Source organism: Legionella sp. km772 (assembly GCF_003989735.1).
Lineage (GTDB): Bacteria > Pseudomonadota > Gammaproteobacteria > Legionellales > Legionellaceae > Legionella.
The window spans coordinates 1-7,490 of sequence record NZ_RZGQ01000140.1 but is presented as its reverse complement, the minus strand read 5'-3'; the positions used below and the strand labels follow the sequence as shown (position 1 = coordinate 7,490).

The window sequence follows — 7,490 nt, the reverse complement described above, 5'->3', positions numbered from 1 at the left end:
TTCAATTAACTAAAAATCAGATGAAAAGGCAATCTATTAAGCGGCTCAGAAAAAATGCTGGATGGGATGATTCTATTTTAACCACTATCTTATCTCAAAATTTTTCATGAGGTGACCCTGCATCACTACATTTATTTTTTATGATTTTTGGGTGTGGAGCTATTGACAATTATCCACAGCGGCTAACTTGGAAATATAGAATGAAACTGGAAGATAATAACCAAATAAAAAGGAAAAAAATAGTCTTGAGGTCCACTTTTTACGCCCTTTCATCAACCTTCCTTTAAAGTCAAAAGTTCCATAATAACTTCTTACCTTAAACAACCTGATAAGATTTATACACTCAACAAGTGTATGAGTAATCTTATCAGGATAAAAACCAAGGTTTATTTAATTTATATTAACATCTTTCTGCACCAGGACTGAATCCTGATTATTGCAGACCGAATTGATATAATAGGTAAACTTTCCAGGAGTCCCGGGCAAAGAGCGGTCAATCCAGTTTATTGATGAGCCTTGCCAGAGTACCCGCTTTAGCCAATCACGAACCTGGTAGCTCGTGACCGGTAGGCTTTGGCTTGGAGCCGACCAACTAAGATTGATGAGCCTTTTATCACTGTTATAGTTTGCATTGATATTAGTCGGAGGAAGGCACTTAGGAGTCTCAGGAATGATTACATCATACTGAACATCTTGAGAGACACCGTTATTGCAGACTGAACTTAAGAAATAGGTAAATTTTCCGGCTGTACCTGGAAGTGAGCTATCTGTCCAAGTTAATTTATTATCTTTCCATAACACTTTTTTTTCCCAATCCTTAACTTGGTAGGAAACTACAGTCCCAGGGTTGGCTGGAGAACTCCAAGACAATATAATATGTTTCTTATCAAGAGTATAAGATGATGAAAAATCTCTAGGTGGATTACACTGCTCACTAGGAGCAGAGCCTATCTGGTACACTTTCACGCTGTTCACTTTCATACTTGCAGATTGCATTTGCGGATTAGGTGCCCCGGCATAGGGTCCGCCGACTGCAAGATTAACGATAAGATAATAGCCACCATTGGGGTCATTAAATCCTCTTTGTAAGGCATTAGCACCATCAGCAGGTAGTGTGTCTGTTTTTAATGGCCCCCAGGTTTTCACATTATCGATATAGCCTGTAAGTATATAGCCGCCATTCCGACTGTTTGGATCTTGTTCCCATTCAAATCCCCATGAGTGTGGGTTTGCATAAGCTAATTGAGGAAACTGATGGGAATCCAAAGAATAGCCCCAGCCACGACAATCGCCACCGCCACATTGAGGGGAGTTTCCATTGAAATGCAGTGCGCCTGTGGTCAGGTTAAAAGCCGTATTTTTAGGATAAGCTTCCATAATATCAATTTCACCATTTTGCGGCCAATTCGAATCATAGGTAGGCATCATCCAAATTGCAGGCCATAATCCTTGGTTATAGGCGCTAGGATTTTTATTTTGCTGACAAAGGCCATCAATACTTTTGGTACAAACAGGTAAGTTGATGTTAACTTCCAAATATCCATGTTTTACTTCACTGGTAGTCCAGACTTCTGATGGTATAGGGGAATTAAATGGAGGTGAATTAAGATTAGCTCGAGTCATTATTTCACCGCTTTTCCAAAACCCAGCATTAAGCAAATCGGCTAGTACCGTTAATTTTCCGTCCGTACTCTTAATTACTTTGGAGGTATCATAGACATTAATTTCCCCTGACATTCGGTGATCATAATTGGTTGAAGCATAATAATTAAGGCCACTGCTTGCTTTATCTTGCAAAATATCGGTAATTAATTGACAGGATTTTGATGGGTCAAATGGGCATGGAGCAGCAAAACTTAGAGCACATGAAAAAAAAGAGGGCAAGACTAACAGCAAATTCTTATTAGTTATCATTCGGTTTCGTCCTTATTTAAGTGGTATCCTTTCCTATTAAAATTGATAAGCAATTGATTATTAAAATAATCAAATTAGATTGTAGAAAATAACAGCCTATTTGGCAAAATGATTAATCCCTTGGTGTAAAATGAGGTGGAGTGGGCAAATATAAATTTATGTGTCCGTGACCATAGCCTATTTTCCTCTACTTACTAGGCTCATTAATTTGCTGCCAAAGCTTATAAACTTCAATACCATCAGGATCCGCCTGATAAACCATAGGCATATTGCGTTCTTGCCAAGGTTTGGCAAACTCTCCATAAAAATTTTCGAAGGTGAAGTATTTGCGATTATCTACATAATATTTTTTATAATCATCTCTTGTAGTAATAAAAGTCACTTTTAAGGGGCTACAATAATACATTGCCGCCAAACACATTGGACAAGGATGCGCCAGTATATAAAATTCGCAATCAATTAAATGTTCTGTATTTAATTTAGCAGTTGCTTCTCGGATGGCAACAATCTCAGCATGAGCGGTTGGGTCTTTAGTTTGAGCTACCTGATTAGTCGCTTCCGCAAGAATCACCCCATTTCTTACAATAAGGCAAGCAAACGGCCTTCCCCCTTTTTTCACATTTTCAGCGGCTAACTTAATGGTTCTTTGGATGAAATCATTCATTGATAATTTCCCTAAATTTAACGGTATTCTAATAATAGCTGAGCCAATAAAGAACTGTTCTAATTTATTACTTAATAACCATAAATGCATTTTTGCGCCATTAGCAATGGCTGACGTAAGGTTATCAAAATTATTCGAATGAGCTGCAAAGACTCATGATGGATAGGTTAAAAACGTGATATGAGTGATTTTTAATAAAACAATTTTATCTTGTAGCAGAATTCAAATTACTCTAGACTTAATAATTAATACTTAAGGAAGAGTTATGTTTAAATTATTTAAAACATTATTTTTAATAAGTGTCGGATTAATCAGCATTAATTGTAGGGCAGAACCCATCAATCTTGGTGTTATAGCTCATAGTCATGATCCCAGCCTTCATAAAAATTTGCATGCTATTGAAGTAAACGCCATTCAAAATACGCTTCATGAACCAGTGGAAGTTGATTTCTTTTATGATTACACTGAAGCATTAAATGTGCTGAAAAAGCACCCTAAAAAATACAGCTTTTTTTATGCCAAAGTAGGAATTGGCTCACAATTAAAAGAGCTGGGGAATTGGACTAAACTGGCACAAGTTTTTGAAAAAAATCCTGAGACCAATAAATTCTCAGCAACCTACAGTTCTTATTTAATCACCAATAAGAAATCGAATATCAGCAATTTAAATGACTTAACTAACAAAAAAATCGTTTTTTTTAATACCGATTCAATTAGCAGTTATCAAGCTATCAAACAAACGCTTACCCAAAAGAAGATTGCGGTATATTGGATAAAAGCCAAGAATGTAACCCAAGCATTATCAATGGTTGCGTCAGGAAAAGCGGACGCAATGGGAATATGGGACTACTCGTTTACTCATGATAAAAATAGCGATGCATTCAAAGTATTTTATAAAATTAACGGCCTTGAAACCCCTAGCTTGTATGTTAATACCCTGAATGTTAATAAAGCAGACATAAAGAAAATAAAAATGAGTCTAGAGAACGGAAAAAATCACCTTCCCAGTGATTTTACTTATCATTTAGAATGAAGAACATGAATCTCTATAGCAAAAAACAAGGGGAGCCTAATTAGGCTGCCCCACCGGTGTATGCTATCAATAAGTATCTAATATCCATCCATTTAGGATGAAAATTAATAAGCCCACTCTCCTACTTCTAGTGGAGGTTAACGAATAAGTTCATTGGAAGTAAGGCTATTCCAGACTATAATTGCCTCTTTTATCAGTAGAAGCTGTCTTTTGTTACAGGCTAAAAGGAAAACAGCCGAAATATAAAGCCATAAATCATTATAAGTATTTGAATATGTTGAGTTTTACCTATAATTATAAACAACCAGACGAATATCATTTCTGCCTTGAATCCATTTACCTAGCAGATTTTGTCGCCTCCCAAATAAAATCACATAGCGATTTAGGATCCCTGCGCGTACTCGATCTGTGTGCAGGTTGTGGAGTCATTGGTATTGAGTTATCCTGGCGTCTACGAGCGCTTAGGCAGATTGATTTTGTAGAAATTCAATCTATTTATACGGATTATTTCTTCCAAAACCTTGCCGAAGTAAATCGCCCTGAATTAGAACTTCGTTGGCATGTTTTAAATTATGACGCCCTTCACGCAAAAAATTGGCAAGGCAGGTTTGACTTGATTGTTAGTAATCCCCCCTATTTTCAACCTGGGCATGGCATTCTTTCCCCCTCCAATTTTAAAAACCGTTGCCGCTTTTACTTAGATAGCTCCTTTGAAAATTATATTGCTGCCCTAGCGAACTCGCTTGCAAATAAGGGCAAAGCTTATTTTTTATTACGCTCATTAAAACAGCATGGTTATGATTTATTTTCAGACGTACAAAAACAACTTGCAGGAACTCAACTCACCGCTACAAAGGCAACCACTATCCGCAGCACAGATGTAATTTTAATAGAAAAAATAGAATGAATAACATAATGATTTTAAAAATTAATCTGCTACTTAATTCATTACCCCCTAGAAATATAAAAACCATCCTAGCGCACCTAACTTCCTCTCAACTTAGCAAACTAATTCTAACTTGATGGATAAGCATTCATCTGATTTAATAATGGATGTTTAAACAGGAGGTTAAAATGGATTTTGCTAATTTATTAAACAATGATACAGGTTTCTTTTATTCCTCATTGCGTTGTTTAATACTATTCTGTTCCTGTGTGGTGTTTATACGCTTCACCAACTATCGTTTTAATTTAAATACTCCTCTAGATTTTCTTATGATTACTATATCCGGAGGATTAATAAGTAGAGGCATTGTTGGGGCTACACCTTTAGGGATTGCCTTTGAGTCCTTTTTTATGCTTTTAATACTGCATTGGATTTTATCCAAACTAACATTTCATTTTAAAACGCTGGGGTTTTTATTTAAAGGGCGTCCACAATATTTAATAAAAAATGGCGAAATTAACAATCAGAACATGCACAAACTCAATATTAGTATGCATGACCTTCTTGAGCAATTGCGACAAAAATTAAATACTGAAAATCTAGACTTAATTGATTCAGCAATTTTAGAAAGAACCGGTAATATCTCTTTTTTAAAGAAAAGTGAATATAAAAAATAATCCTGGTAAATAATTACGTACCTAAATTGGGGATCTAGTTTGTAAATTAGACCTATAATTTACGAATTAAATTTAGCTAAGACGATAAAATACCCTAGGGATAAGATGATAATTGATTTCTCCAGACCTTAAACGAATTTGTGTATTCTTCTATACAACCATATATAAGGACTATCATATTGCATGATTCGCTACCTTTAATTACGACCATTGCTATGGGGTTTGCTCTAGCATTATTTTTTGGTCTTCTCGCTGCCCGTTTAAAGCTTCCCCCTCTAGTGGGTTATTTATTAGCAGGTATTGCTATAGGTCCTGCTACCCCGGGATTAATGGCAGATGTAGGGATTGCTAATGAACTTGCGGAAATTGGAATTATGTTGCTCATGTTTGGAGTCGGGATGCATTTTTCTTTAGCTGATTTGATGCGAGTCCGCAAAATTGCGGTTCCTGGTGCACTAGTCCAAATTATTGTAGCAACACTCATGGGCACTTGTGTCGCCCTATTCTGGGGTTGGGATTCTAAAAGTGCCATCATCCTGGGCCTTTCTCTATCCGTAGCCAGTACTGTTGTGCTCTTGAGGGCACTGGAAGAAAGAGGGGTTTTAAAGTCGATTAATGGCCATATCGCGGTAGGCTGGCTTCTAGTCGAAGATTTAGCTATGGTAGTGGTGCTGGTTTTACTTCCTCCTTTAACCCACTGGCAGGGGGATAGTACGACTATAAATACAGGTCATAAACCGCTGTGGTTTGTTCTTGGTTTAACTTTATTCGAGGTATCAACCTTCATTGCATTGATGCTTTTAGTCGGACGACGATTTTTCCCCAAACTACTGTGGATGGTTGCTCGTACGGGCTCGCGTGAATTATTTACCTTGTGTGTGATTACTGCAGCCATCAGTATTGCATACCTGGCTGCTAAATTATTTGGTGTATCTTTTGCTTTAGGTGCTTTTTTTGCGGGTATGATTATGCGTGAATCTTCATTTAGTCATCGTGCAGCGGAAGAGTCTTTACCACTTAGAGATGCATTTGCCGTGCTGTTTTTTGTTTCTGTGGGCATGTTATTTAACCCCTTAGTTTTAATTCAACAACCCTTACAAATTTTAATGGTTCTAGGCATTATCATTATCGGTAAATCAATTGCCGCTTTTATATTAGTTCTTATTTTTCGCTATCCTTTACAAACTGCTTTAATCGTGTCAGCAAGCCTTGCGCAAATTGGTGAGTTTTCATTTATTCTGGCAGATCTAGGGGTAGATTTAGGCATGCTCCCAAAGGAGGGACAAAGTTATATTCTTGCTGGTGCCTTAATATCTATAGCACTAAACCCACTTATATTTAAACTAATAAAACCCCTTCATGGTTGGATAAAGTCTAAACCTCGATTGTGTCATTTTCTGGAACGTCCTAACGATTCTTTAACAGCCTTACCCACGACTACAAAAGAAGAGTTTCTCGCAAAACAAGTCGTTTTAGTAGGCTATGGACGGGTTGGGAAACATGTTGCCCAACTACTTTCTCAAGCGAATATCCCTTATATCGTAGTGGAAGAAAACAGGGAGATAATCTCGGCTCTAAGAGCCGAAGGTTTGCCTGCAGTTTATGGCAATGCCTCTGAACCCGAGGTACTGGTTCAAAGCCATATTGCTAATGCCAGCATACTCATGATTCTTATATCCGATACCGTACATCTAAGAAATATGATCCAATATGCCTATCAGCTTAATCCCAAAATAGAAGTCATTGTTCGTACGCATGATGAAGAAGAGGCAGAGCTATTACAAAAAGAAATTTCCGGGAAGGTATTCTTTGCTGAGGGTGAAATCGCTAAAAATATGGGTGAATATGCATTAAGTAAATACCGCAAACAAGAATAATTATAAACTTCCCCCGTAACCAAGCTACAGGAGAAGAAGGATAAACTGCTGTCCGCTATTGCTTATGCTCAACACAAGAAATAGTTCCACTATCAAAACTATCTGCATAGGTACCCTCTAAACTATTATCTTCTTTTGCTTTGAAGGTCATTTTACCACTAATTTTTTCTTGGTTTTTAGCCACATAAGTATAATCAAGGGTAATGGTATGATCAGGAGAGATAGTAAGAGGTCCAGATTCACCAACGTTATCAGTCCAATAAAACTTATCACCATCTTTTGTTATTTTAGCTTTCAGATCTTGACTATCTTTAGCACCTTTATAACTCATGTTACGCACGGTCAATTTTAAGCTGCCATATTTTTAAGCTCCTGCCAAGCAATCTGGTTCGCTCTAAGAATCAATTTGTACTTAATAGCAAAGTGATTTAAATGAGTT

The 7,490-nt window shown here is 37.0% G+C and carries 7 protein-coding genes; 4 read left to right on the top strand and 3 right to left on the bottom strand.

Annotation, left to right across the window (positions count from 1 at the left end; translation table 11 throughout):
* Window positions 1–390 precede the first annotated feature (390 nt).
* On the bottom strand, window positions 391–1,914 hold the full coding sequence (locus tag ELY15_RS11990) for a glycoside hydrolase family 16 protein (RefSeq protein ID WP_127100337.1): 1,524 nt from the start codon (window positions 1,912–1,914) through the stop codon (window positions 391–393).
* A gap of 187 nt (window positions 1,915–2,101) precedes the next feature.
* Window positions 2,102–2,668 (bottom strand): nucleoside deaminase, encoded by a 567-nt coding sequence (locus ELY15_RS11985; RefSeq protein WP_233586689.1) that lies wholly within the window; start codon window positions 2,666–2,668, stop codon window positions 2,102–2,104.
* Window positions 2,669–2,843: 175 nt separating this feature from the next.
* On the opposite strand from ELY15_RS11985, the gene ELY15_RS11980 reads away from it, so the two are divergent.
* The 4 genes from ELY15_RS11980 to ELY15_RS11965 all read left to right on the top strand — a co-directional run bounded on the left by ELY15_RS11980 (window position 2,844) and on the right by ELY15_RS11965 (window position 7,051).
* The gene (locus ELY15_RS11980; RefSeq protein WP_127100335.1) at window positions 2,844–3,611 is read left to right on the top strand and encodes a PhnD/SsuA/transferrin family substrate-binding protein; all 768 of its coding nucleotides are present in this window, start codon (window positions 2,844–2,846) and stop codon (window positions 3,609–3,611) included.
* Between the two features lie 274 nt (window positions 3,612–3,885).
* Entirely contained in the window at window positions 3,886–4,518 is a 633-nt protein-coding gene (locus tag ELY15_RS11975; RefSeq protein WP_127100333.1) for a methyltransferase, read from the top strand.
* 167 nt (window positions 4,519–4,685) lie between these two features.
* The gene (locus tag ELY15_RS11970) at window positions 4,686–5,174 is read left to right on the top strand and encodes a DUF421 domain-containing protein (protein ID WP_158617468.1); all 489 of its coding nucleotides are present in this window, start codon (window positions 4,686–4,688) and stop codon (window positions 5,172–5,174) included.
* Between the two features lie 179 nt (window positions 5,175–5,353).
* Complete coding sequence (locus ELY15_RS11965) at window positions 5,354–7,051, top strand: cation:proton antiporter (RefSeq protein WP_127100329.1); 1,698 nt, start codon at window positions 5,354–5,356, stop codon at window positions 7,049–7,051.
* A 55-nt stretch (window positions 7,052–7,106) separates the two neighbouring features.
* On the opposite strand, the gene ELY15_RS11960 is transcribed toward ELY15_RS11965, so the two are convergent.
* Window positions 7,107–7,382 carry a hypothetical protein gene (locus ELY15_RS11960; protein WP_127100327.1) on the bottom strand — a complete coding sequence of 92 codons (276 nt, stop codon included), beginning with the start codon at window positions 7,380–7,382 and terminating at the stop codon, window positions 7,107–7,109.
* Between the last annotated feature and the right edge of the window lie 108 nt (window positions 7,383–7,490).

Bases quoted from the DNA above. Each gene is read 5' to 3' on its own strand.
- ELY15_RS11990 (WP_127100337.1), bottom strand. From the start codon at position 1,914: ATGATAACTAATAAGAATTTGCTGTTAGTCTTGCCCTCTTTTTTTTCA.
- ELY15_RS11985 (WP_233586689.1), bottom strand. From the start codon at position 2,668: ATGCATTTATGGTTATTAAGTAATAAATTAGAACAGTTCTTTATTGGC.
- ELY15_RS11980 (WP_127100335.1), top strand. From the start codon at position 2,844: ATGTTTAAATTATTTAAAACATTATTTTTAATAAGTGTCGGATTAATC.
- ELY15_RS11975 (WP_127100333.1), top strand. From the start codon at position 3,886: ATGTTGAGTTTTACCTATAATTATAAACAACCAGACGAATATCATTTC.
- ELY15_RS11970 (WP_158617468.1), top strand. From the start codon at position 4,686: ATGGATTTTGCTAATTTATTAAACAATGATACAGGTTTCTTTTATTCC.
- ELY15_RS11960 (WP_127100327.1), bottom strand. From the start codon at position 7,382: ATGAGTTATAAAGGTGCTAAAGATAGTCAAGATCTGAAAGCTAAAATA.